A 23,496-nucleotide genomic window follows, 5' to 3' on the forward strand; every position below is an offset into this window, starting at 1 on the left:
GCAGTTTTTAGATTATCCCGCCCGTTGTGCGCTCCATGCCATTGTTCTATCCTTGAGAACCTTTCCCACCGAATTAAATCTATTCCCCGCAACAGAAGCGTGGCGGGGATAAGCCATGATCACTGACAGGAGTTGAAATATGGCGTCAGGAATTTCCCGCATCTGGATGCGTAGCGGCATGTTGATGATTACGTTGCTTGCCGTGCTGCAACTTACCGCCTGCGGCGACAAAGAAGGCGATCAACGCAAAGCCTTTACTGATTTTCTCCAGAACACCGTGATGCGCAGCGGCGAGCATCTGCCCAGCCTGAGCGAAAACCAGAAACAAACCTTCGGTAACTATGCCAGCGATTACGCCATCCTTTATGGCTTCTCTCAGCAGGTCAATCAGGCGGTCGAACAGGGCATGCGCCCGGTCGTTGATGAGCTGGCCGCGATTCGCGTACCCCAGGATTACCTGACGCGCCGTGACACACTGCGCCAGGCCAGCGGCAATCTGGGTGTGCTGACCCAGCAGATTCAGGCCGCCAAAATGCAGGCTGACAGCAGCCACGCCGCCCTGAAACAGCCGGACGACCTGAAAAAAGTGTATGACAGCGTCTTCACCAAAGTGGTGACGCAACCCGCCAGCACCCTGATGCCACTGCTGCCGCAATTGCAGGCGCTGAGCCAGGCCGCAGTCCAGACCGGTGACTATCTGCAATCGCAGGGTACGCGTGTCACCTTTAATAATGGCGGCGTGCAATTCCCCACCCAGGATCAGGCGACACAGTACAACGCGCTGATGACCACCCTTTCCAGCAATGCCCAGGCGCTGACCCAGGCACAGAATGCCGTGCAGAGCGGTTTTCAGTAAAACGTCAGGCGGGTAATCATGGATTACCCGCTTTTCAGACTTTTGTCACTTCCTTACATTCCCCTTTTCTGCTCTACCCCACCCCCGGCATTGTGTGATCTGGCGCATTTTCGACCATAAATTGTTTGTGATCACCATCACATTTATGAAACAAACCACACCCACCAAAAAGTGACTATCGTCACATTTATCACCCTGATTTGGTTAAATATTCGGCATCGTACTTTTCTTACACTGTCTTTTTGTGATCAACATCACCAAATAGCACCCTGCACCCCCCAAATTAGCGTGATCTAAATCACACTTATTCCGTACCCTACGCAGCGTCATAAACTAGTGCTAGAGTCCGCCTGCATACAGTAATGCCACGGCCCCCGCCGTAACGTCTTAACAAAAACAAACGCGCTCTCTTATTGCGGCGCGTCTCAATAAGGGGTGGGTTTATGTCCTCATCAGTGAAGGTCAAAGTTCAAAGCTTTGGTCGCTTTCTGAGTAATATGGTGATGCCTAACATCGGTGCGTTTATCGCCTGGGGTATCATCACTGCACTGTTCATTCCAACCGGTTGGATCCCCAACGCGACGCTGGCGAAACTCGTCGGCCCGATGATCACCTATCTGCTGCCATTGCTGATTGGTTTCACCGGTGGTCGTCTGGTGGGTGGCGACCGTGGCGGTGTGGTTGGCGCAATCACCACTATGGGTGTGATTGTCGGTGCCGACATGCCGATGTTCCTCGGCTCGATGATTGCCGGTCCGCTGGGCGGCTGGGCGATCAAACATTTTGACCGTGCCGTTGATGGCAAGATCAAAAGCGGCTTCGAGATGCTGGTTAACAACTTCTCCGCCGGTATCATCGGTATGCTGCTGGCGCTGCTGGCGTTTATCGGTATCGGTCCTTTGGTTGAAGGCCTGTCCCACATTCTCGCCGCAGGCGTGAATCTGATGGTGCAGAACAACCTGCTGCCGCTGACCTCCATCTTTGTTGAACCGGCGAAAATCCTGTTCCTCAACAACGCCATTAACCACGGTATCTTCTCTCCGCTGGGCATCCAGCAGGCGAGCGAAGTGGGCAAATCCATTTTCTTCCTGATCGAAGCCAACCCAGGCCCGGGTATGGGTGTGCTGGTGGCGTATATGATTTTTGGTCGCGGTAGCGCCAAACAATCAGCCGGTGGTGCAGCAATCATCCACTTCCTCGGCGGTATCCACGAAATTTACTTCCCGTACGTGCTGATGGCACCGCGTCTGCTGCTGGCGGTGATCCTCGGTGGTATGACTGGCGTGTTCACGCTGACCGTGCTGCACGGCGGCCTGGTGTCCCCGGCTTCTCCGGGTTCAATCCTCGCCGTGCTGGCAATGACGCCGAAAGGCACTTACTTCGCTAACATCACCGCTATCATCGCGGCGTTTGCTGTCTCCTTCGTTATCTCTTCTATCCTGCTGAAAACCAGCAAAGTGAAAGAAGACGACGACATCGAAGCGGCAACCAAACGTATGCAGGACATGAAAGCGCAGTCCAAAGGCCAGAGCGTGGCGGGTGCACCGGTTGCCGGTGATGCGATGAGCGTTGACCTGAACCACGTACGCAAAATCATTGTGGCCTGCGATGCCGGTATGGGTTCCAGCGCGATGGGTGCAGGCGTGCTGCGTAAGAAAGTGCAGGATGCCGGTCTGAGCAATATTTCGGTGACCAACAGCGCCATCAACGCCCTGCCGGGTGATGTGGACCTGGTGATTACCCACCGCGATCTGACTGAGCGTGCTATGCGCCAGGCACCGCAGGCTCAGCATATTTCGCTGAACAACTTCCTCGACAGCGCGCTGTACACCAACCTGACTGAGCGTCTGGTGGCGGCGAATCGCAGCGAAGCACATCGCGAAACCGTACAGACCACCCTGGCTGACAGCTTCGACGCCGGTAACGCCCATCTGTTCAAACTGGGTGCCAACAACGTGTTCCTCGGCCTGAGCGCCAGCAACAAAGAGCAGGCGATTCGCTTTGCCGGTGAGCAATTGGTGAAAGGCGGCTACGTGCAGCCGGAATACGTTGATGCCATGCTGGAGCGTGAAAAACTGACCCCGACCTACCTCGGTGAGTCGATTGCAGTACCGCACGGCACGGTGGAAGCCAAAGACCGCGTGTTGAAAACGGGCGTGGTATTCTGCCAGTATCCGGCGGGCGTGAAGTTTGGCGAAGAAGTGGATGAAGTGGCGCGCCTGGTGATCGGCATTGCAGCACGCAATAACGAACACATCCAGGTGATCACCAGCCTGACCAACGCGCTGGACGACGAAAGCGTGATTGAGAAGCTGGCGAATACCACCAGCGTACAGGATGTGCTGGATCTGCTGTCTGGCAGCAAAACCACCGCCTGATAGATAACTACTTTTCCCTGGGGCGGGCATGCCCGTCCCCACGTTCCGGGGCGGACATGCCCGCCCCATCGTCATTTGATATGGGTCAAATTATGAAAGCGTTACATTTCGGAGCAGGTAACATTGGCCGTGGTTTTATCGGTAAGCTGCTGGCTGATGCCGGTATCGAGCTGGTATTCGCGGATGTCAATCAGGTAGTGCTCGATGCCCTTAACGCCCGTCATGAGTATCCGGTTCATGTGGTTGGCGAGCAGGCGAAAGTCGAGATTGTGAAAGGTGTGAGCGCGGTGAGCAGCGCCAGCGAGGATATCGTGACGCTGATTGCTGAGGTTGATATCGTTACCACGGCGGTTGGTCCGCAAATTCTGGAGCGCATCGCCAGTGGTGTCGCCAAAGGGCTGGCCTACCGCCGCGACAACGGTAATGTCCGTCCGCTGAATATTATTGCCTGTGAAAACATGGTGCGCGGCACCAGCCAACTGAAACAACATGTGCTGAAAGCGCTGCCGGAGCAGTATCATGCCTGGGTTGAACAGCATGTTGGCTTTGTGGATTCCGCTGTAGACCGCATCGTGCCGCCGTCAGAAGCCGGCAGCAATGACCCGCTGGAAGTCACGGTAGAAACCTTCAGCGAGTGGATCGTCGATAAAACCCAGTTCAAAGGCGAACTGCCGAATATTCCGGGTATGGAACTGACCGATAACCTGATGGCGTTTGTCGAGCGTAAGCTGTTCACCCTGAACACCGGCCACGCGATTACCGCCTACCTCGGCCAGCTGGCCGGTCACGCCACCATCCGCGATGCCATCCTTGACCAGAAAATCCGTGCCGTGGTGCAGGGTGCGATGGAAGAAAGCGGTGCGGTGCTGATCAAGCGCTATGGCTTTGATGCGGATAAACACGCCGCCTACATCCAGAAAATCCTCAGCCGTTTTGAAAACCCGTACCTGAAAGATGACGTTGAGCGCGTGGGCCGTCAGCCGCTGCGTAAACTCAGCGCGGGCGATCGTCTGATCAAACCGACGCTGGGCACGCTGGAATATCAGCTGCCGCATGCCAACCTGGTGCAGGGCATTGCCGCCGCGATGCATTACCGCAGCGCGCAGGACCCGCAGGCCCAGGAGCTGGAAGCGCTGCTGGCGGAAAAAGGCCCGCAGGCAACCCTGGCACAAATTTCCGGGCTGGATAGCAACAGTGAAGTCGTCACCTCAGTGGTGAGTGCTTATAACGCTATGGCATAATGCGCGCCACGCAACACGGCGGTATTTGAACGATGCAGGCAATAATGGAAGAGAAGCAAGCTTTTGAAAACCGGGTGCTTGAGCGCCTGAACGCCGGTCGTTCGGTGAGAAGCTTTCTGATCGCCGCCGTTGAGCTGTTGACTGAAGCGGTTAACCTGCTGGTTTTGCAGGTTTTCCGCAAGGATGATTACGCCGTGAAATACGCCGTCGAACCCTTGCTGCTCGGCAATGGTCCGCTCGGCGAGATGTCAGTCCGCCTGAAACTGATTTACGGTCTTGGCGTGATCAATCGTCATGAATATGAAGATTGTGAATTACTGCTGGCACTGCGCGAAGAGTTAAACCACGACACCTTTGAGTATCGTTTTACCGATGACGAGATTCTCGGCCCTTTTCGCGAACTGCACTGCGTCGTCGCCTGGCCGCCCCAACCCGATTTCACGCGCGATGATGAAGAACTGCGCGCCATGCAGCAGCAGCGTTATTTGCAGATGGTGCGCTCCACCATGGTGTTGTCTCTCACCGAGCTGATTTCCCGTATTTCCCATAAGCAAGCGTTCAAGAAGCCAGCGGTTTGAGGTATTAACCGCGCGATAAATCGCGCAACAGCCGTGTCGTTATGGTGTATCCTTTCCCTGTTTTCCTTAACGAGTTTTCCCGATGAAAGAACAAGAAAAAGCTGAGATCAAACGTCTTAGCGATCAGCTGGATGCCCTGAACCGCAAAGAACCACAGCTGCTGGAAGCAGGTGATGCTGAGAAACTCGGTGCGCTGCTGAAAGAAAAAGAAGCACTGGTGGTGGAGATTGAACGCCTGCGCGGTGTCCGTGTTGAGAAGCTGAGCAAAGAAGCGCAGCAGCTGCAAAAACTGCCATTCAGCCGTGAGATCACCAAAAAAGAACAGGCCAATATGGGTGCGCTGAAGAAAAGCGTGCGCGGCCTGGTGGTGGTGCACCCGATGACCGCACTCGGACGTGAGATGGGGCTGAAAGTCATGACCGGCTACGCGAAGCAGCCGTTCTGATTGCGGTTACGCGGCGTGAGTCACGTCGCGTACCCCTTCCACACCTGATGCCAGCAATGCCTGTTGCGTCAGGTTATCCAGCAGTTCATAGCGACGGCGATACTCCGCACGTTTCTTGCTGGCAATCTCTTCCAGCGCCTTACGCGGCATATGCAGCGGCAGCGTAAATATCCCATCCGCCCGTGCTTCACCACCTAACGACTGCCAGAATTCACTGTAGCTGGCAAAGAAGTGATCGCCCTTGCTGTGACGATAACGCAGGCTGCGGAAGACGTGGGTGGTATCCCCCACTGCGCTGATGGCCTGCACGCCGCATTGTTCTGCGAGAATAAATACCGCTTCCATCAGCAGACGTTTAGGGAATAAACCGTGTGCCGCCTTGGTCGCATCACGAATCACATCATTAGAAATATGTTTACGTGGTCCCTGCAAACCGCCAATTAATAAACTGCGTTGTTGATTCTCATTAAAAATAGAGAAAGACAGAGACGCGATTAACTTCTCTTCAAAATGCAATTCCAGCGTAATTTCGCCTTCACGGTCGAAGCGCCCCGGGCAGCAGTGAATCGTGAAAGATTCGCCATTCTTGCCTTTAAAACCCGCCAGTAAATTGTCACCGGGGCTTTGCAGCATCTGGCGCAGGGCGGTGTTTTCCAGGCCAGCCATCAGATGATAGTGATCGAGAATGGCTTGCGCCCGCTGCGCCACGCTAAAACCCGCGCGCAGATAAGGACGATGGAGCTTAGCGGGTAGCAACCCCTGCACCGTTAACATTTGCGGCAACTGAGGCAGTGCCGCCAGTTCATGCAGATAACGATGGGTAGTAACAGGATAAACAAGAGATCTTAAGGCAAATTTAAAACGGAAATTTTTGCTACGCCATAATTTATTTGGCACAAACTTTCCGCTTATTAATTGCAGAAAAAGTGATGCTGACGAATCATTATTCGTCTCAGAAGTAATTATCGTAGACATGATTATTTGAGCTTTTGCAGGACTAATTGGCGCAAGTATATGCCCCAAATTATCAACGACGAGTTAATAAGTTTCGACACGTTGCAATCACTGGCGGGAATATCAGTTTTGTTGAAGATTGGTTTAAGTTTCGTTTAAAAAAAACCGGCGGCCATGGCCACCGGTTGCGGTATTCAGGTGCTAATTACTTAGCAGAAGCGAAGCGTGCTGCTGCTTCGTCCCAGTTAACCACGTTCCAGAACGCCTTGATGTAGTCAGGACGTTTGTTCTGATACTTCAGGTAGTAAGCGTGTTCCCACACATCCAGACCAATGATCGGGAAGCCAGAAACGCCAGCGATCGCTTCGCCCATCAGCGGGTTGTCCTGGTTAGCAGTAGAAACTACCGCCAGTTTGTCGCCTTTTTTCACTAACCACGCCCAGCCAGAGCCGAAACGGGTCGCAGCCGCTTTCTCGAACTCTTCCTGGAATTTTTCTACGCTGCCGAAATCTTTTTCGATGGCGGCTTTCAGTTCGCCCTGCAGGGTAGTGCCGGTTTTCAGGCCTTTCCAGAACAGGCTGTGGTTAGCGTGGCCGCCCGCGTTGTTACGCAGTGGGCCTTTTTTGTCAGCCGGCAGCTGATCCAGTTTGGTGATCAGCTCATCAACCGGCAGATCGGCGAATTCAGTCCCTTCCAGCGCGGCGTTAGCGTTGTTGATATAGGCCTGGTGGTGTTTGGTGTGATGGATTTCCATCGTCTGCTTGTCGAAATGCGGTTCCAGTGCGTCGTATGCGTAAGGCAGGGATGGCAGTGAATAACTCATGTTCTTCCTCTCCATTAGTGTTTGAGCAGCACAACCTCGCTGGCGTGCCGCGTAAGCAGTTGGATCATTATAGTTAAATTCAAGATCCGGAAAAGGGTTATCAATGCCTTAGTAATGATAAGGATTTGATGAATCTGGCAAAAGGTGCGCACAGAAGGCGAGGTAGCTGACGGCGACTGACACAGTGTTGAGCGGATCAGGCATGGAGGGCCAGGAAGATTGCGGCATAACCTTCAGCGGAAAGGTTTTTACATCAAAAAATCATAATATTTCAGGATTCATTTAAGGTTAAAGGAGAATCATAGTTAACCATCCTGCAGAAATCTCTTTTGTCATTTTTGGCTAATCATATCATCCCTCATGAAAGTAAAAATATGATTTATCCTGACAAGATGATCACGATCTCTTTTGAAGAAAAGATTAATCTGCATCAATGAATCGACAACGATATTCGTTTTTGATTGTCACCGCCAAACAATAAAAATACGAGGTTGTATTTTATGATTAATTTTATCCATGGGTTCACCCATCCATATCAGACAACCACTATTGATACAACGAGTTATAGCGACAAACTACTATTAAAAAATAATATAAATAAAGTGAGTAATATTTCAGAAGGTATATCTTCCAGCAAAGTATGCCGAGCCGTCGTGGCATTAACCGGGATCTCTTTGCTGGGAACGGCAGTGGCTGCCTTTTCGTCTTGGTTTGCATCCAGCACCACAGGGTTGACCGCGGCTGCCGGTACAATGCGACATCCTGAAAGTGAATTAATAAACAATGCGATATCTTCCAACGCGTCATTCAGAAACCCGGCATGGGATCAATTAGATAACATGACAACGATGGAGATAAATGTCGTAACAAGTAAGGGTGAAATGTTCTCCGATAATTTAAAAATTGAGCCTCATAGCATTTTCGCCGTTGCCACCAGCTTCAGAGATTCCGTAAGAGAAATATTATTTAATAATTATATGAAATTGAAAGTGACCGCTGGTCCTGGCGGCATAAAAAGTTATTTTTTTCACTCGCTAAAAATGGCGATATCGAAGGGAGAGAAAATAACAACATCATTTAACAATCTGATGATGGAAAACGCTCGCTCCAACGTTTTTTCACCACAAAATATAGATGCAATGAGGAAAATAGTTCATCGGTTAACGGATGAAATCCAGCACTTAAAAAGATATAAAGATGACATTGCCAACAGAATGAAGAAACGATCCGATTTTGGCCCACACACAGCAAGAAAATGGCATGCCTATTTTCAGTCTTCTTTTAAAAAAATTGATGAAATGATTAATGCCTTATTAGAATTTAAGCACTGACATTCATCATACCAAAGGTGCGCAATGTCATACATTGCGCACCTTTAACTTTACCGACCCAGCTCAGTCAGCGATTTATCCAGCGCACCAACCAGCCAGTCGATATCGCTTTCCTGGAACGCCAACGGCGGACGCAGTTTCAGCACGTTACCGTACGGGCCAGCGACCGAAGTCAGCACATGGTGATCACGCAGCTTCTCAATCAAATCCAGTGCCAGTGCCTTGTCTGGCGTTTTGCTGCTGCGATCGCTGACCAATTCGAAACCGATAAACAGGCCCGCGCCGCGCACGTCGCCAATCGATTCATGACGGTCCATCAGCTTCGCCAGCTCGGCCTGCAACTTCGCGCCGACAATACGGCTATGCTCCTGCAAACCCTCTTCCTTGATCACTTTCAGCACCGCCTGCGCGGCTGCCATCGCCACCGGGTTGCCACCAAAGGTGTTGAAGTAAGGAATTTCATCGCTGAATGCCGCCAGCACATCACTTTTTGCCAGCAGGCCAGACACCGGAATGCCGTTGCCCATCGGTTTACCGGTGGTGACCACATCCGGCACCACACCGTGACGGGCGAAGCCCCAGAACGCATCACCGGTACGGGCAAAGCCAGGCTGCACTTCATCCGCGATAAAAATACCGCCGTTAGCGTGTACCACATCCACTGCTTTCTGCAGGAAACCCGGCGGGTTTGGCAGCACGCCGTCAGAGGAGAAAATGGAGTCAGCGAGGAAACCGGCGAACTTGATGCCGTGCGCTTTCATGCCGTCGATTTGCTTCTGAATTTCGTTGGCAAACCACTCGCCGAGATCAGGCGCATTGACACGATAGTGATCTGGCGGTGGCACCAGACGGGTGGTCGCCGCCAGCGGCTGGCCGGTGCCCAGCGCCGGTGACGCGCCAGAAGTGAGGTCGCTGGTGCCGTGGTAAGCCTCCTGCGAAACGATAATGCCGGTGCCACCGCTGAACGAACGCGCAATGCGAATCGCCAGGTCATTGGCTTCCGAACCGGTACACATATACATCGCACGGTCGATGGCATCCGGGGTGGTCGCCAGCAGTTCTTCGCTGTAATCCAGGATACGTTCGTGCAGATAACGGGTATGGGTGTTCAGCATCTTCATTTGCTGATTCACCGCCTCAATCACTGCCGGATGGCAATGGCCGATGCTCGCCACGTTGTTGTACACATCGAGATATTTGTTACCTGCGGCATCCCACAGATACTGCCCTTCACCGCGCACCAGATGTACCGGCTTACGGTAGAACAGGCGATACGACTCGCCCAGCACTTTGCTGCGTTTATCGGTCAGTTTGCGCGTATCGGCATCCAGGCCGTCGGCATGTTCAGCACGAAAACTGTTGGTATCCATGATGGTGGAACGTGTAGCCATGGTAACTCCCGTTGCGAAGGTGAAAGGGGTGCATGCGTAATAACCGTTTACAGATATCATGCCGGTTTTGGCGAGAAATGCAACCAAATACACAAATACAACCAAATACACATGACGGAACGATGAAGCTCAGGTAATCTTAGGCCCACGCTGAACTCGCCACAGGGAAATGTCATGTTGCAGGAAACCCGTTTACATCGCATCCGCGCACTGCTGACCACGCATCATCAGGTCAGTACCGAGCGCGTGATCAAAGAGCTGGGTATTTCGCGGGAAACCGCGCGGCGCGACATTATCGAGCTGGAAGCGCAGGGGGTGGCGCGCCGCGTCCATGGCGGCCTGGTGGCGATGGATAGCCAGCCAGAAGCACCGCTGCGCGAACGGCGCAGCGCCCAGGCCAAAGAGAAACGTGCCATTGCCATCGCGGCGGTGCAGCATCTGCAACCCGGCCAGACGCTGTTCCTCGATTCCGGCACCACCACCACCCTGCTGGCCGAAGAGTTACGCACCATGTCCGGGCTGACCATCATCACCAACAGCCTGCAAGCGGCGCTGGCGCTGAGTGCCGCCGAAGAACATGAAACACTGAATAATCAGGTGATTTTGCTGGGTGGCATGATGTCTGCCGGTGCACAGCAGACGCGCGGCGAAATGACGGTGGGCGAGATTTATCGTTATCGTGCCGACGTAGCGCTGCTGTCTCCGGTGGGAATTGAGTCCAGACAGGGAGCCACCAGCTTCCATCCGCACGAAGCGGCGATTGCACGCGCGATGGTTCAGCAGGCCAGTCACACCATCCTGCTGGCGGATCACAGTAAACTCGGCGTCGTGAGCCGCACCCAATACGCCTCGATTGCCGAGGTAGATTTGCTGATTTGCGATGCGGGCCAGGGCAAACCTGGCGCGCTCAATGCCCTGCAACAGGTGCTGCCGCAGGTACAGGTGGTTTAACGCAGCCGCTGCGGATGGGTATAGATGGTGGCGCGGCCTGGCTTGCTGAAGCCAACCAGCGTTAAGTTGCTGCGCTGTGCCACATCCACTGCCAGCTGAGTCGCTGCCGACACCGCAAACAGAATCTCGACACCACACATCGCTGACTTCTGCACCATCTCATAGCTGGCGCGGCTGGACACCAGCACCGCGCCCTGCTGCCAGTCGGCTTTGCTGCGATAGCCCAGCAGTTTATCCAGCGCCACATGCCGACCCACATCTTCACAGCCACCGCGCAGTTCACCCGTGGGTGACATCCATGCCGCCGCGTGGGTGCAGCCGGTCAGTTCGCCCACCGGCTGGAAATCACGCAGCCGCGCTAACCCGGCATCCAGATGGTCGAGGGAAAAGGTCTGGGTAAAGGGTAAGGGGGTGATCGGTTTGCCGATCTGATCCAGCTGCTCGACACCACAGACGCCGCAACCGGTGCGCCCTGCCATCGCGCGACGCTGTTCTTTCAGCGCCATAAAGCGACGGCTGGATAGCTCGATTTGTACTTCAATGCCATTGCAGCCCGGCACCACATCAAGACCGAAAATTTCCTGCGGCGTATCGATAATCCCTTCCGACAGCGAAAAACCGAGCGCAAAGGCTTCAAGATCGCTGGGGGTCGCCATCATCACCACATGGGAAATACCGTTGTAGACCAGCGCCACCGGAACTTCCTGCGCCAGCCAGTCCGGCTCCGCATGGGTGATGTCGCGCCGCTGCCACACCTGCGCCTGGCTCGCACCTGCGATCTCACTCACATTGCTGGGACTTTTCTGATCTTTCTGTGTCACTTTCTTCGCCTCGCACAACAACCTTACAAAAGCAGTGGTAATATTTAGCCGCTATACTCGCAGTCTTAGTTGGGTCATTTTGAACCGCTAACCAGCGCTCCGCAAAAATAAAATGTAGTAATGTCGAATCAAGGATTATCCATGAACGTCAGCAGAAGAAAATTCTTCAAAATCTGCGCGGGCGGTATGGCAGGGACAACGGCAGCACTCCTCGGCTTTACGCCAGAGGTAGCGCTGGCGGAAACGCGGCAATACAAGTTGTTGCGCGCCCGCGAAACCCGTAACACCTGCACTTACTGCTCAGTCGGCTGTGGCCTGTTAATGTACAGCCTCGGCGATGGCGCGAGAAACGCCAAAGAAACCCTCTTCCATATTGAAGGGGACCCGGATCATCCGGTCAGCCGCGGAGCCTTGTGCCCGAAAGGCGCTGGCCTGCTGGATTTCGTCCATAGCGACAGCCGCCTGCACTACCCGGAATATCGCGCGCCAGGCTCGGATAAATGGCAGCGCATCAGCTGGGACGATGCGTTTGATCGCATTGCGAAGCTGATGAAAGCGGACCGCGACGCCCATTTTGAGGCGCAAAACGCTGCTGGCGTGACTGTTAACCGCTGGCTCACCACCGGCATGTTGTGCGCCTCGGCGTCCAGCAATGAAACCGGCTATCTCACCCAGAAAATGACCCGATCGCTCGGTATGCTGGCGGTCGACAACCAGGCACGCGTCTGACACGGACCAACGGTAGCAAGTCTTGCTCCAACATTTGGTCGCGGTGCGATGACCAACCACTGGGTCGACATCCGTAATGCCAACCTGATCGTGGTGATGGGCGGTAATGCGGCTGAAGCGCATCCCGTCGGTTTCCGCTGGGCAATGGAAGCCAAAATCTTTAACAAAGCCAAACTGATTGTCATCGATCCGCGCTTTACGCGCACCGCATCGGTGGCGGATTTCTATACGCCCATTCGCTCCGGCTCCGACATTGCTTTCCTGTCGGGTGTGCTGCGCTGGCTGATGGAAAACGACAAAATCCAGCATGAATATGTGCAGGCGTACACCAATGCCAGCCTGATCGTGCGCGAAGATTTTACCTTCGAAGAAGGGTTATTCAGCGGTTACGACGCTGAAAACCGTAAATACGACAAAACCAGCTGGAACTACGAGCTGGGCGATGATGGCTTCGCCAAACGCGACGACAGCCTGAGCCATCCGCGCTGCGTCTGGAACCTGCTGAAACAGCATGTCAGCCGCTACACGCCAGAGATTGTCGAGCGCATCTGCGGCACGCCGAAGGCCGATTTCCTGCATGTCTGCGAGCTGATTGGCGAGACCAGCGCAAAAGATCGCACCACTTCCTTCCTGTATGCCCTCGGCTGGACCCAGCACTCCATCGGCGCGCAGAACATCCGCACCATGGCGATGATTCAGCTGCTGCTCGGCAATATGGGGATGGCAGGCGGTGGCGTCAATGCGCTGCGTGGTCACTCCAATATCCAGGGGCTGACCGACCTCGGCCTGCTGTCGCAAAGCCTGCCGGGTTATATGACGCTGCCTTCTGAGAAGCAGACCGATCTGCAAACCTATCTCACCGCCAACACGCCGAAAACTGCGCTGCCGGGCCAGGTGAACTACTGGAGCAACTACCCGAAATTCTTCGTAAGCATGATGAAAGCCTTCTTTGGCGACAAAGCGCAGGCAGAGAACAGCTGGGGCTTTGACTGGTTGCCGAAGTGGGACAAAGGCTACGACGTGCTGCAATACTTCGAAATGATGGCACAGGGGAAAGTGAACGGTTATCTGTGCCAGGGCTTCAACCCGGTGGCCTCGTTCCCGAACAAGCGCAAAGTGATTGCTTCGCTGTCGAAGCTGAAGTTCCTCGTCACCATCGACCCGCTCAACACCGAAACCTCGACCTTCTGGCAGAATCACGGCGAATTTAACGACGTCGATCCAGCGCAGATTCAGACCGAGGTGTTCCGCCTGCCCTCCACCTGCTTTGCCGAGGAGAACGGCTCGATCGTGAACTCCGGCCGCTGGTTGCAGTGGCACTGGAAAGGTCAGGACGGTCCGGGTGAATCACGCAACGATGGCGAAATTCTGGCGGGTATCTACCTGCGACTGCGTGAGATGTATGCGCACCAGGGCGGTGTTGCGCCGGAGCCGGTGCTGAACATGACCTGGAACTACCTGACGCCAGATAACCCGGCGTCGGAAGAGGTGGCGATGGAGAGCAACGGCAAAGCGCTGGCGGATATCGTCGATGACAAAGGCACCCTGCTGGTGAAAAAAGGTCAGCAGCTCAGTACCTTTGCCCATCTGAAAGATGACGGCAGCACCAGCAGCGGCTGCTGGATTTTCGCCGGTAGCTGGACGCCGGAGGGCAACCAGATGGCGCGGCGCGACAACGCCGATCCGTCCGGCCTCGGCAACACACTGAACTGGAGCTGGGCATGGCCGCTCAATCGCCGCATCCTGTATAACCGCGCTTCCGCCGATCCGCAGGGCAATCCGTGGGATGCCAAACGTCAGTTGCTGAAGTGGGATGGCAGCAAGTGGGCCGGTATGGATATCCCGGACTACAGCGCCGCCGCACCTGGCAGCAATGTCGGTCCGTTCATCATGCAACCCGATGGTATGGGCCATCTGTTCGCACTCGACAAAATGGCGGAAGGTCCGTTCCCGGAACATTACGAACCGTTTGAAACGCCGATCGGCACCAACCCGCTGCACCCCAACGTGGTATCGAACCCGGCGGCGCGCGTGTTTAAGGACGATCTGGCGGCGATGGGCAAAGCCGAACAGTTCCCGTATGTCGGCACCACCTATCGTCTCACCGAACATTTCCACTTCTGGACCAAACACGCACGGCTCAACGCCATCGCACAGCCGGAACAGTTTGTGGAGATTGGCGAGGTGCTGGCGAACAAGCTGGGCATTGCTCAGGGTGACACGGTGAAGGTCAGCTCGAATCGCGGCTATATCAAAGCCAAAGCGGTGGTCACCAAACGTCTGCGTCCGTTGCAGGTGGATGGCAAAACTGTGGATACCATCGGCATTCCGATTCACTGGGGTTATCAGGGCGTAGCGAAGAAAGGTTTTATCGCCAATACCCTGACGCCGTTTGTCGGCGACGCCAATACGCAAACGCCAGAATTTAAGGCATTCCTCGTTAACGTCGAGAAGGTGTAAGGAGAACGAATATGGCTTATCAATCGCAAGACATTATCCGCCGCTCCGCCACCAACGGCGTCACGCCACCGCCGCAGGCGCGCAACCATCAGCAGGAGGTGGCGAAGCTGATTGATGTCACCACCTGCATCGGCTGCAAAGCCTGCCAGGTGGCCTGTTCGGAGTGGAACGACATCCGTGATGAGATCGGTCATAACGTCGGGGTGTACGACAACCCGGCGGATTTGACCGCCAAATCCTGGACGGTGATGCGTTTTTCCGAAGTCGAGGAAAACGGCAAACTGGAGTGGCTGATCCGCAAAGATGGCTGCATGCATTGCGCCGATCCTGGCTGCCTGAAAGCCTGTCCTTCGGAAGGGGCGATCATTCAGTACGCCAACGGCATTGTCGATTTTCAGTCCGAGCAGTGCATCGGCTGTGGTTACTGCATCGCCGGTTGTCCGTTCGACGTGCCGCGTCTCAATAAAGACGACAACCGCGTGTATAAATGCACGCTATGCGTCGATCGTGTCACCGTCGGCCAGGAACCGGCCTGCGTGAAAACCTGCCCGACCGGGGCGATTCATTTCGGAGCCAAAGCCGATATGCAAACCCTCGCCGGGGAACGTGTGGAGGAACTGAAAACACGCGGTTACGACCATGCCGGTTTGTACGATCCCGCCGGGGTGGGCGGTACACACGTGATGTATGTGCTGCACCACGCCAACAAGCCGCAGCTGTATCACGGCCTGCCGGAAAACCCGAGCATCAGCCCCGCTGTCACCTTCTGGAAAGGCATCTGGAAACCGCTGGCGGCGGTCGGTTTTGCCGCCACCTTCGCGGCGGCGGTGTTCCACTACGTCGGCATCGGACCGAACCGGGTGGACGACGAAGACGACAACCTGCATGACGATAAAGAGGAGCGCAAATGATGAAAAAGCGCGATCGCCTGGTGCGCTACAGCGCACCCGAACGCATCAATCACTGGATTGTGGCGTTTTGCTTTGTCTTTGCTGCCCTGAGTGGACTGGGTTTCTTTTTCCCGTCGTTCAACTGGCTGATGCACGTGTTGGGCACACCACAACTGGCGCGGATTCTGCATCCTTTTGTTGGCGTGATTATGTTTGCTGCCTTTCTCATCATGTTCTTGCGTTACTGGCGGCATAACCTGATCAACCGTGACGACCTGATATGGGCGAAAAATATTCATAAAATCGCGCGTAATGAGGAGGTCGGCGATACCGGCAAATACAACTTCGGGCAGAAGTGTGTGTTCTGGGCTGCTATCATCAGCTTAGTCATGCTGCTGGCGAGTGGAATTGTGATTTGGCGACCGTACTTCGCCGGAGCCTTCTCCATTCCGCTGATTCGCGCCGCGCTGGTGGTGCATTCGGTCTCAGCCGTGGCGCTGATTATCGTGATTATGGTGCATATTTACGCCGCCCTGTGGGTCAAAGGCACCATCACCGCGATGGTTGAAGGCTGGGTCCCTGCCGCGTGGGCGAAGAAACATCACCCACGCTGGTATCGCGAGCAGCGCCAACGCCAAACACAACAGGAAAAACGCCCCTGATGAGTATTCGCATTATCCCGCAGGACCAGCTGGAGAAAAGCGATAAGAACACGGCGGATAAAATTCCGCCGTTACTTTTCCCCCGGCTGAAAAATTTATATAGCCGTCGGGCAGCCCGTTTGCGCGATCTGGCCGCGAAAAATCCGCTCGGCGATTATCTGCGCTTTGCCGCCGTAATCGCCCAGGCGCAGGAAATCGTGCTGTACGACCATCCGTTGCAGATCGATTTACGCGCGCGGCTGGAGCAATGCGCCGAGCAGGGTATCCCGCCGCTGGATATTCACACCTACCCACGCGATGCCCACTGGCAGCGGCTGCTACATTCGTTAATCGCTGAGCTGAAACCGGAGATGAGTGGCCAGGCGCTGGCAGTGCTGGAAAATCTGGAGAAAGCCTCCGCGACCGAGCTGGAAACCCTCGCTACCGCGTTGCTGGAAGGCAACTTTGCGCAGGTCAGTAACGACAAGTCGCCGTTTATCTGGGCGGCATTGTCCATTTACTGGGCGCAGATGGCGGCGCTAATCCCGGGCAAAGCCCGTGCCGAATATGGCGAGCATCGTCAGTTCTGCCCGGTATGCGCCAGCGTACCGGTGGCCAGCGTGGTGCATATGGATGTCGGACAGCAGGGATTGCGTTATCTGCATTGCAATCTGTGCGAAAGCGAATGGTATGTGGTACGCAGTAAATGTTCTAATTGCGAACAGACAAGGGATTTGCATTACTGGTCGCTGGATAGCGAGATGGCAGCGGTCAAAGCCGAAAGTTGTGGCGATTGTGGGACTTACCTGAAGATGCTGTATCAGGAGAAGGACCCCGCCGTAGAACCGGTGGCCGATGACCTCGCTTCTCTGGTGCTGGATGCGCGTATGGAGCAGGAAGGTTTTGCGCGCAGTAGCCTGAATCCGTTTCTGTTTCCAGGCGAAGGGTAAGCCTTCGCCATTACTCTTTCTGCGTGCCGCGACAACCACGGAGGCGTTCGATGAAACTGATAGGCAGCTACACCAGTCCTTTTGTCCGGAAAATTTCGGTGATCCTGCTGGAAAAAGGCATCGTCTTTGAATTCGTCAATGAATCACCGTGGAATGCCGATAGCCATGTACCGCATTACAATCCGCTGGGCAAAGTCCCGGCGCTGGTGGATGACAACCATCTGACCTGGTTTGATTCTTCGCTGATCGCCGAAGCTATCGAACTGCGAGGTGAAGCTCCGGCATTGCTGCCCAAAGATCCCCTGCGTGCATTGCAAATCCGCCAGCTGGAAAAACTGGCCGATGGCATCAGCGATGCCGCGCTGGTGATTGTGCGTGAAAAAATGCGCCCGGGAGACCAGCAATCCGAAGAGGTACTGCTGCGCAATCGGGAAAAAATCCTGCGCGGCCTTGATGCGCTGGAAACCGCTGCCGCCCAGCGCGATCTGCTGCATAGCGACACCCTCAATCTGGCAGATATCGCTACCGGTTGCATGATTGGTTACCTCAACTTCCGCCGCGTGGTGCCAAACTGGTGTGTGAATCGCCCGGCATTAATCAAATTGGCGGAGAACCTGTTCCAGCGGGAAAGTTTTGCCCGCACCGTCCCGCCTACCAGCTAAAAGTTGCCCGATGAAAACATTGTTTAGCCAGCTGCCTGCTATTGATAGCCTGCTGCGCGAGCCCGCGTTGCAGGCGCTGATTGATGATGCAGGTACGGCTTTTGCCACACGTCAGCTACGCGCCATGCAACAGGAAGCCCGCGAACACATCCAGCAGTATCAGGCTTTGCCCGACTGGCATGCTAACTGGCCGGATGAAGCATTGCGCCGATCCCGGCAGCAGCGCCAGAGCGCGTTGCGTCCGGTGTTCAATCTGACCGGAACCGTATTACACACCAATCTGGGCCGCGCCCAATTGAGCGAGGCCGCCATCAATGCCGTCACGCACTGCCTGCGCCAGCCGGTGACGCTGGAATACGCGCTGGATGATGCCGCTCGCGGCCATCGCGATCGTGCCGTTGCGGCCCTGCTGTGCGAACTGACCGGCGCGGAAGATGCCTGCATCGTCAACAACAACGCGGCGGCGGTACTTCTGATGCTCTCCGCTCTTGCTGCCGGGCGTGAAGTGGTGGTCTCGCGTGGTGAACTGGTGGAAATTGGGGGCGCATTCCGCATTCCTGACGTGATGCGCCAGGCCGGATGCCGTCTGGTGGAAGTCGGTACCACTAACCGTACCCATCTGAAAGATTATCGCGCCGCAATCACCGACGATAGTGGCTTGTTAATGAAAGTTCACACCAGTAACTATCAGATCCAGGGTTTCACCCATGCGGTGACCGAGGCGGATCTGGTGGCGCTCGGCGCAGAACATCAATTGCCGGTGATCACCGATCTCGGCAGCGGATCGCTGATCGACATGACCGCTTACGGCCTGCCAGCCGAACCGATGCCACAGCAGCTGATTGCCGCTGGTGTCAGCCTGGTAAGTTTTTCCGGCGATAAACTGCTGGGTGGGCCACAGGCCGGGATAATTGTCGGTAAAAAAGCATTGATTGCCCGGTTGCAACAGCATCCTCTCAAACGCGCGTTGCGCGTGGATAAAATGACGCTGGCGGCACTGGAGGCCACGCTACAACTTTACCGTCACCCGGAAAAGCTGCGTGAAACGCTGCCGACATTGCAGCTGTTGACCCGACCCGCAGATGACATCCTGCAACAGGCCGAACGGCTGATACCCGCGCTGGAAGATGCCTTTGGTCATGATTTTTCGCTGGCAATCGCCCCTTGTTCGTCACAAATCGGTAGTGGATCGCTACCAGTGGAGCGTTTGCCCAGCGTTGCCATCACCTTTAGCCCGCGCGATGGTCAGGGTGGCACCCTGAATGCGCTGGCACAGCGCTGGCGCACCCTGCCACAACCGGTGATTGGTCGCCTGCAGGATGGCAAACTGTGGCTTGACCTGCGCTGCCTCAGCGACGAATCGGCCTTTATCAGAGCCTTAGTACCATGATTATCGCCACCGCCGGACATGTCGATCACGGCAAAACCGCACTGCTCCAGGCTCTGACCGGCATCAATGCCGATCGTCTGCCAGAAGAACAACGGCGTGGCATGACCATCGACCTGGGTTACGCCTACTGGCCACAGCCTGATGGCCGGGTGATCGGTTTTATTGATGTTCCGGGCCATGAAAAGTTTCTCGCCAACATGCTGGCGGGGATTGGCGGTATTCATCACGCGCTACTGGTGGTGGCCTGCGACGATGGCGTGATGCCGCAAACCCGTGAACATTTGCAGCTGCTCAGCCTGGCCGGGCAGCCACCACTCAGCGTCGCGCTGACCAAAGCGGATCGCGCAGACGCGGCCCGTATTGAAGAAGTGCAGCAACAGGTGGCGCAGTTAACGCAGCAACTAGGCTGGCCAGATGCGGCGCAGTTTGTCACCAGCAGCACGACCCGGCAGGGCATTGACGCATTGCGCCAGCATCTAATCGCGCTGCCAGAACCGCCCTTTATACCCCGGCAGCGTTTTCGCCTTGCCATTGACCGCGCCTTTACCCTGAAAGGGACTGGCCTGGTGGTCACCGGTACCGCGCTGGCGGGAGAAGTCAGCATCGGTGATACCCTGTGGCTGACCGGAGTCAATCAGCCGGTACGCGTGCGCGCCTTGCATGCGCAGAATCAGTCCGTCCCCCAGGCGCAGGCCGGGCAACGCATTGCACTGAATATTGCTGGTGAGGTGGAAAAAGCGCAGATCAGCCGTGGTGACTGGCTGCTGAGCCAGCAACAGGATCACGGCAGTACGCGACTCACCGTGGCGTTATCGCTGTTACAGCCGCTGCATAGCGCTTCACAGCCGGTACATCTTCATCATGCCGCCAGCCATGTTACCGGACGCATAACACCACTCAGCGACCAACTCGCCGAGCTGGTACTGACTAGCCCACTATGGTTGGCAGACAATGACCGCCTGATCATCCGCGACAGTAATACACAGCAAACGCTGGGGGGTGGTCGGGTGGTTCTGCTGAACAGCAAAAAGCGCGGCAAGCGGCATCCTGACTATCTGGCCTGGCTGCAACAGCTGGCGCTGGCGGAGGATGATGAAGCCAGTCTGCGTGCCCACCTTGCACATCAGCCTGCTGACTACAGTGAATTTTCCTGGGCGCGCCAGCTCACGCCAGCGGCAATGGAGACCCTGCTGACCGCCATCGCGCCGGTGCGCTTAAATCAGGCATTCATGGACCCGGATCAGGCCAGCCGCTGGCAGCAAGCGCTACTCGACGCGCTGGCCCATTTTCATCAGCAGCATCCCGAGCAACCGGGTATCGGCCACGACCGTCTGCGTCGTATCGCCCTCCCGCATGCCCCGGCAGAACTGGTGCTGGCGCTGATTGATCAGACGCTGGCACAGGGGCGGATTCAGCAACGCAATGGCTGGCTGCACCAACCCCATTTCGAACCCCGTTTTAACCCGCAGGAAGAAGCGTTGTGGCAACAGGTTGGCCCGCTGTTCACTGACCAGCCGCTCTGGGTACGCGATATTGCCACCAGCCTCCAGCAGGATGAACAGGAGATTCGCACCCTGTTGCTGACGGCGGCACGCCTCGGCCACGTCACCGCGATCGTGCGCGATCGCTACTACCTGACTTCGCAGGTGCAGATCTTCGCCGATCTCATTCGCCAACGTGCCGCTCACGGCGGCAGCACTTCGGCGGCTGATTTCCGCAACCAGCTTGGCACCGGGCGTAAAGTGGCGGTGCAAATTCTGGAGTTTTTTGACCGCAGCGGTTTTACCCGCCGCCGTGGTAATGAACATCTGCTGCGTGATGCGCGGTTGTTTAATACGTAACTGACATGCACAACTTTGTAGTGGCGCGAAGATCGCATAAAAAAGGGACGATTTCTCGTCCCTTTCAATTACCGACTGGTGCGCCTTACTGCAACAGCGAAATATCCGCTACTTGCAGGAACAGCTCGCGCAGCTGGGCCAGCAGTGTCAGACGGTTAATCCGCACTGCCTGATCATCCGCGTTCACCATCACTTTATCGAAGAAGTTATCGACCGCTTCGCGCAGCTGCGCCAGCTCGATCAACGCATCCTGATAGCGGCCTTCTGCGAAGTACGGTTGCAGTTTACTGCTGAGCGCCGTGACGAAGGTCGCCAGCTTGATCTCTTCGTTCTCTTTCAGCAACGAAGCCTGCACGCTGTCGTTCAGCGTTTCGGTTGATTTCGCCAGGATGTTAGAAACACGCTTGTTGGCAGCCGCCAGCGTTGCCGCCGCTTCCAGAGTACGGAAGTGCGAAACCGCTTTCATACGCGCATCGAAATCTGCCGGACGGGTCGGGCGACGAGCCAGTACCGCCTGAATGGTGTCTACGCTATGGCCTTCTTCCTGATACCAGGTACGGAAACGGCCCAGCATAAAGTCGATCACATCATCCACGACCTTAGCATTGCTCAGTTTGCTGCCGTAGAGGCGCACCGCTTCTTCCGTCAGGGTTTGCAGATCGAGCGGCAGGTTCTTCTCGACGATAATACGCAGCACGCCCAGCGCAGCACGGCGCAGCGCGAACGGGTCTTTATCGCCTTTCGGATGCTGACCAATCCCGAAGATGCCCGCGAGGGTATCCATTTTGTCGGCAATCGCCACGGCGCAGGCAACCGGGTTAGACGGCAGATCATCACCGGCAAAACGCGGCTGATACTGCTCGTTCAGCGCCACGGCCACATCTTCCGCTTCGCCATCATGTCGCGCGTAGTGCATGCCCATCACACCCTGGGTGTCGGTAAATTCAAACACCATGTTGGTCATCAGGTCGCATTTGGACAGCAGGCCAGCACGGGTTGCATGGTTCACATCGGCACCGATCTGCGCGGCGATCCAGCCAGCCAGCGCCTGAATGCGGTCGGTTTTATCACGCAACGTACCCAACTCTTTCTGGAACAGCACCGTTTCCAGACGCGGCAGATGATCTTCCAGACGCTTTTTACGGTCGGTGTTAAAGAAGAATTCAGCATCAGCCAGACGCGGACGGACCACCTTCTCGTTACCGGAGATGATCTGCTGCGGATCGCTGGATTCAATGTTGGCAACAAAGATAAAGTTCGGCAGCAGTTTGCCGTCGTCAGCGTAAACCGGGAAGTATTTCTGGTCACCTTTCATGGTATACACCAGCGCTTCAGCCGGAACCGCGAGGAATTTCTCTTCGAAGGTGGCGGTCAGCACTACCGGCCATTCCACCAGCGAGGTGACTTCTTCCAGCAGGCTATCGCTCAGGTCAGCATTGCCACCCAGCAACAGCGCCGCTTTTTCGGCATCCGCTTTGATCTGTGCTTTACGCGCTTCGTAGTCCGCCATCACCTTGCCACGTTCCAGCAGCAGCTGCGGGTATTGATCGGCATTGTCGAGGGTGATTTCCGGCTCGCCCATAAAACGATGCCCACGGATCACGCGGTCAGACTGAATGCCAAGGATGGTAGCCGGAATCAGCTCCGCACCCAGCAGCAGTGTCACGGTGTGTACCGGACGCACAAATTGCACGTCGCTGGCACCCCAGCGCATCAGTTTCGGGATCGGCAGCTTGCTCAGTGCGGTCGCTACCATGGCAGGCAGCAGCGCCTGAGCGCTTTCGCCTTTCACCTGGGCGCGATACACCAGCCATTCGCCTTTATCGGTGTTAAGACGTTCCGCCTGATCGACGGTGATACCGTTGCCGCGTGCCCAGCCTTCTGCCGCTTTGGTGGCATTGCCGTCAGCATCAAAAGCCGCCGCAATCGCTGGGCCACGTTTTTCAACTTCGCGATCCGGTTGTGCCGCCGCCAGCTGGGCTACTTTCAGTGCCAGACGACGCGGAGCCGCAAACCAGCTGACTTCACCGTGCGCCAGGCCAGCAGCATCCAGTTCAGCAGTCACATGCGCAGCAAAGGATTCCGCCAGGCTGCGCAGCGCTTTCGGAGGCAACTCTTCGGTGCCAATTTCCACCAGGAAAGTTTTATCGGTCATGGCTGCCTC

19 protein-coding genes are annotated in these 23,496 nt (G+C 55.7%); 14 read left to right on the forward strand and 5 right to left on the reverse strand.

The window, feature by feature from the left end; genetic code table 11:
- Nucleotides 1–139: 139 nt before the first annotated feature.
- The 5 genes from RCF31_RS12450 to RCF31_RS12470 all read left to right on the forward strand — a co-directional run bounded on the left by RCF31_RS12450 (nt 140) and on the right by RCF31_RS12470 (nt 5,498).
- Nucleotides 140–856 (forward strand): DUF3053 domain-containing protein, encoded by a 717-nt coding sequence (locus RCF31_RS12450; protein WP_299455521.1) that lies wholly within the window; start codon nt 140–142, stop codon nt 854–856.
- Between the two features lie 443 nt (nt 857–1,299).
- On the forward strand, nt 1,300–3,234 hold the full coding sequence (locus tag RCF31_RS12455; RefSeq protein WP_416410748.1) for a PTS mannitol transporter subunit IICBA: 1,935 nt from the start codon (nt 1,300–1,302) through the stop codon (nt 3,232–3,234).
- A 92-nt stretch (nt 3,235–3,326) separates the two neighbouring features.
- Nucleotides 3,327–4,475 (forward strand): mannitol-1-phosphate 5-dehydrogenase, encoded by a 1,149-nt coding sequence (gene mtlD, locus RCF31_RS12460; RefSeq protein WP_299455525.1) that lies wholly within the window; start codon nt 3,327–3,329, stop codon nt 4,473–4,475.
- A gap of 32 nt (nt 4,476–4,507) precedes the next feature.
- Nucleotides 4,508–5,053, forward strand: coding sequence for a mannitol operon repressor MtlR (gene mtlR / locus RCF31_RS12465; protein WP_299455527.1), 546 nt, complete (start codon nt 4,508–4,510; stop codon nt 5,051–5,053).
- Between the two features lie 82 nt (nt 5,054–5,135).
- A complete protein-coding gene (locus RCF31_RS12470) occupies nt 5,136–5,498 on the forward strand; it encodes a YibL family ribosome-associated protein (RefSeq protein WP_313683450.1) in 363 nt (120 codons plus the stop codon).
- A gap of 6 nt (nt 5,499–5,504) precedes the next feature.
- Here RCF31_RS12470 and RCF31_RS12475 read toward each other — a convergent pair whose 3' ends face one another.
- Complete coding sequence (locus tag RCF31_RS12475; protein WP_416410751.1) at nt 5,505–6,473, reverse strand: VirK/YbjX family protein; 969 nt, start codon at nt 6,471–6,473, stop codon at nt 5,505–5,507.
- A gap of 184 nt (nt 6,474–6,657) precedes the next feature.
- A complete protein-coding gene (gene sodA, locus RCF31_RS12480) occupies nt 6,658–7,275 on the reverse strand; it encodes a superoxide dismutase [Mn] (protein ID WP_313683448.1) in 618 nt (205 codons plus the stop codon).
- 500 nt (nt 7,276–7,775) lie between these two features.
- On the opposite strand from sodA, the gene RCF31_RS12485 reads away from it, so the two are divergent.
- The gene (locus RCF31_RS12485) at nt 7,776–8,606 is read left to right on the forward strand and encodes a hypothetical protein (protein WP_416410754.1); all 831 of its coding nucleotides are present in this window, start codon (nt 7,776–7,778) and stop codon (nt 8,604–8,606) included.
- Nucleotides 8,607–8,656: 50 nt separating this feature from the next.
- Here RCF31_RS12485 and RCF31_RS12490 read toward each other — a convergent pair whose 3' ends face one another.
- Nucleotides 8,657–9,997, reverse strand: coding sequence for an aspartate aminotransferase family protein (locus RCF31_RS12490; protein WP_416410756.1), 1,341 nt, complete (start codon nt 9,995–9,997; stop codon nt 8,657–8,659).
- A gap of 174 nt (nt 9,998–10,171) precedes the next feature.
- Between RCF31_RS12490 and RCF31_RS12495 the strand changes: the two genes are divergently transcribed.
- Nucleotides 10,172–10,948 (forward strand): DeoR/GlpR family DNA-binding transcription regulator, encoded by a 777-nt coding sequence (locus RCF31_RS12495; protein WP_416410758.1) that lies wholly within the window; start codon nt 10,172–10,174, stop codon nt 10,946–10,948.
- Here RCF31_RS12495 and fdhD read toward each other — a convergent pair.
- Nucleotides 10,945–11,769 carry a formate dehydrogenase accessory sulfurtransferase FdhD gene (fdhD, locus tag RCF31_RS12500; RefSeq protein ID WP_299455539.1) on the reverse strand — a complete coding sequence of 275 codons (825 nt, stop codon included), beginning with the start codon at nt 11,767–11,769 and terminating at the stop codon, nt 10,945–10,947. The genes RCF31_RS12495 and fdhD overlap by 4 nt on opposite strands.
- Before the next feature lie 141 nt (nt 11,770–11,910).
- Here fdhD and fdnG point away from each other — a divergent pair, with 141 nt between their 5' ends.
- Genes fdnG through selB form a run of 7 tightly spaced genes read left to right on the forward strand, consistent with a single transcriptional unit; the run spans nt 11,911 to nt 21,332 of the window.
- A complete protein-coding gene (gene fdnG / locus RCF31_RS12505; RefSeq protein ID WP_416410760.1) occupies nt 11,911–14,958 on the forward strand; it encodes a formate dehydrogenase-N subunit alpha in 3,048 nt (1,015 codons plus the stop codon).
- An 11-nt stretch (nt 14,959–14,969) separates the two neighbouring features.
- The gene (gene fdxH / locus RCF31_RS12510) at nt 14,970–15,869 is read left to right on the forward strand and encodes a formate dehydrogenase subunit beta (RefSeq protein ID WP_416410762.1); all 900 of its coding nucleotides are present in this window, start codon (nt 14,970–14,972) and stop codon (nt 15,867–15,869) included.
- On the forward strand, nt 15,869–16,510 hold the full coding sequence (gene fdoI / locus RCF31_RS12515; RefSeq protein WP_332667358.1) for a formate dehydrogenase cytochrome b556 subunit: 642 nt from the start codon (nt 15,869–15,871) through the stop codon (nt 16,508–16,510). The genes fdxH and fdoI overlap by 1 nt, the downstream gene beginning before the upstream one ends.
- Nucleotides 16,510–17,439 (forward strand): formate dehydrogenase accessory protein FdhE, encoded by a 930-nt coding sequence (fdhE, locus tag RCF31_RS12520; protein ID WP_084871637.1) that lies wholly within the window; start codon nt 16,510–16,512, stop codon nt 17,437–17,439. Before fdoI ends, fdhE begins: the two co-directional genes overlap by 1 nt.
- 50 nt (nt 17,440–17,489) lie before the next feature.
- Nucleotides 17,490–18,101, forward strand: coding sequence for a glutathione S-transferase (locus RCF31_RS12525; protein ID WP_416410765.1), 612 nt, complete (start codon nt 17,490–17,492; stop codon nt 18,099–18,101).
- 10 nt (nt 18,102–18,111) lie between these two features.
- Entirely contained in the window at nt 18,112–19,491 is a 1,380-nt protein-coding gene (gene selA, locus RCF31_RS12530) for an L-seryl-tRNA(Sec) selenium transferase (RefSeq protein WP_416410767.1), read from the forward strand.
- Entirely contained in the window at nt 19,488–21,332 is a 1,845-nt protein-coding gene (gene selB, locus RCF31_RS12535) for a selenocysteine-specific translation elongation factor (protein ID WP_416410769.1), read from the forward strand. Before selA ends, selB begins: the two co-directional genes overlap by 4 nt.
- A gap of 85 nt (nt 21,333–21,417) precedes the next feature.
- On the opposite strand, the gene glyS is transcribed toward selB, so the two are convergent.
- Nucleotides 21,418–23,487: a glycine--tRNA ligase subunit beta gene (gene glyS / locus RCF31_RS12540; RefSeq protein WP_416410771.1), complete on the reverse strand. Its 2,070-nt coding sequence runs from the start codon at nt 23,485–23,487 to the stop codon at nt 21,418–21,420.
- Between the last annotated feature and the right edge of the window lie 9 nt (nt 23,488–23,496).

Origin of the sequence: Pantoea sp. App145 (assembly GCF_047947045.1) — a bacterium.
Classification (GTDB): domain Bacteria; phylum Pseudomonadota; class Gammaproteobacteria; order Enterobacterales; family Enterobacteriaceae; genus Pantoea.

Excerpts from the sequence above, each read along its gene's own strand:
- mtlD (WP_299455525.1), top strand. The coding sequence starts at position 3,327 with ATGAAAGCGTTACATTTCGGAGCAGGTAACATTGGCCGTGGTTTTATC.
- selA (WP_416410767.1), top strand. The coding sequence starts at position 18,112 with ATGAAAACATTGTTTAGCCAGCTGCCTGCTATTGATAGCCTGCTGCGC.
- glyS (WP_416410771.1), bottom strand. The coding sequence starts at position 23,487 with ATGACCGATAAAACTTTCCTGGTGGAAATTGGCACCGAAGAGTTGCCT.
- RCF31_RS12525 (WP_416410765.1), top strand. The coding sequence starts at position 17,490 with ATGAAACTGATAGGCAGCTACACCAGTCCTTTTGTCCGGAAAATTTCG.
- RCF31_RS12455 (WP_416410748.1), top strand. The coding sequence starts at position 1,300 with ATGTCCTCATCAGTGAAGGTCAAAGTTCAAAGCTTTGGTCGCTTTCTG.
- selB (WP_416410769.1), top strand. The coding sequence starts at position 19,488 with ATGATTATCGCCACCGCCGGACATGTCGATCACGGCAAAACCGCACTG.
- RCF31_RS12485 (WP_416410754.1), top strand. The coding sequence starts at position 7,776 with ATGATTAATTTTATCCATGGGTTCACCCATCCATATCAGACAACCACT.
- RCF31_RS12495 (WP_416410758.1), top strand. The coding sequence starts at position 10,172 with ATGTTGCAGGAAACCCGTTTACATCGCATCCGCGCACTGCTGACCACG.
- mtlR (WP_299455527.1), top strand. The coding sequence starts at position 4,508 with ATGCAGGCAATAATGGAAGAGAAGCAAGCTTTTGAAAACCGGGTGCTT.
- RCF31_RS12470 (WP_313683450.1), top strand. The coding sequence starts at position 5,136 with ATGAAAGAACAAGAAAAAGCTGAGATCAAACGTCTTAGCGATCAGCTG.
- sodA (WP_313683448.1), bottom strand. The coding sequence starts at position 7,275 with ATGAGTTATTCACTGCCATCCCTGCCTTACGCATACGACGCACTGGAA.
- fdoI (WP_332667358.1), top strand. The coding sequence starts at position 15,869 with ATGAAAAAGCGCGATCGCCTGGTGCGCTACAGCGCACCCGAACGCATC.
- fdhE (WP_084871637.1), top strand. The coding sequence starts at position 16,510 with ATGAGTATTCGCATTATCCCGCAGGACCAGCTGGAGAAAAGCGATAAG.
- fdxH (WP_416410762.1), top strand. The coding sequence starts at position 14,970 with ATGGCTTATCAATCGCAAGACATTATCCGCCGCTCCGCCACCAACGGC.
- RCF31_RS12475 (WP_416410751.1), bottom strand. The coding sequence starts at position 6,473 with ATGTCTACGATAATTACTTCTGAGACGAATAATGATTCGTCAGCATCA.
- RCF31_RS12490 (WP_416410756.1), bottom strand. The coding sequence starts at position 9,997 with ATGGCTACACGTTCCACCATCATGGATACCAACAGTTTTCGTGCTGAA.
- RCF31_RS12450 (WP_299455521.1), top strand. The coding sequence starts at position 140 with ATGGCGTCAGGAATTTCCCGCATCTGGATGCGTAGCGGCATGTTGATG.